The following is a 1,182-nucleotide window of genomic DNA, read 5'->3' as shown; positions in this document are numbered from 1 at the left end:
CAGGGCGGGAGCATACTTTGATGGATTTATAACCCAAAGAAGACTCTAGCCCGATAATCGTCGTTCCATCCCGCTTTTTTCAACTTCACCTTTTGACTTGGCGCACCGCAATCACATTGCTTAAGCATGTTCATTACAAAGCGTCTGAACAACGCTATGTTCTCAACGGCACCATCCAAAGTGATTCGAGAGCTATCCTCTTTAAAAACAACATCTAATACGTAGTGTTGGCTGTTTTCAATTCGCCAGTGTTGACGAATATAATGACCAAGTAATTTGTGATTCGGCGACATGGAACTTATGTAGTATGACGTATCTACGGTGCCTTTCCCGTTTATCACTCGGTGGCGTTCCACTGCTATAATGCTTCTTACCGTCGGCCATTTCTTTGCTAGTTTTTCGGGCAACTTAGCCTTAAGTTGAAAAACGTATCGCTCTTCGTTACGACCATGATGTGTCTCTTTGATTTCAGTGACTATTTTCTCTTTCCTAGCATCGAAGATAGCCTGAAACTGTTCAACAACAGCCGCTCTTAGTTTCGGTTGGTTGTTCTTCACTTGAACAACAACATGCGCTTTCTTTTCTTTTATCTTCTCTAGGGTTTCGCGCTGGCAATGCAGCGCATCAATCGTGACCACACTGCCTTTTACATTTATAACATCAAGCATTTGGCGCACAACACTGATCTCGCCATTCTTGTTTTCCGTCGGTTTTTGGCTCAGAACAAGGCCACGCTCAGTGTCATATGCCGTGACCAACTGCAACGCTGTTTTCCTGTCATTTCGATAAGAGCCACGCAGGACTTTTCCGTCGAATGCGATTATGGGTTTATTTTGGTTGGCTCTTTGTTCGTTTATCCACAAGGCCAACGCTTCAAGCAATGACTCCGCAACAACTGAGCGTAATATGCGTGCTATTGTGTGTCGTCGGGGGATTCCATGTTTGAATGGCCTGTACTTTCTTAACCAGCTTAACTTCTCTTCCCCATAAAATTCAATGTCTTGCCATCCTTCGCACCCAGATGCAATAGCACTAATAACGAGGAACATAACGTCAATAAGGTCATGTTTTTGGTTAATGTCAGAACGAGTATCTTCGATGACGGATAGGTGCTCAATTAAGTTCAAAATGGCTGTCTAGCTAAGGGTTTGACGCTATTAGATCATATTTGTTAACAAAGTG

1 protein-coding gene is annotated in these 1,182 nt (G+C 43.3%); it reads right to left on the bottom strand.

The annotated features are described in order from the left end of the window. Nucleotides 1-26 precede the first annotated feature (26 nt). Nucleotides 27-1,127, bottom strand: a complete 1,101-nt coding sequence (locus AB4384_RS20340; protein ID WP_102319869.1) for an ISAs1 family transposase — start codon at nucleotides 1,125-1,127, stop codon at nucleotides 27-29. Between the last annotated feature and the right edge of the window lie 55 nt (nucleotides 1,128-1,182).

Origin of the sequence: Vibrio sp. 10N.261.51.A4 (assembly GCF_041471945.1) — a bacterium.
Classification (GTDB): domain Bacteria; phylum Pseudomonadota; class Gammaproteobacteria; order Enterobacterales; family Vibrionaceae; genus Vibrio; species Vibrio crassostreae_C.
This window is presented reverse-complemented; position numbering and strand designations above follow the sequence as displayed.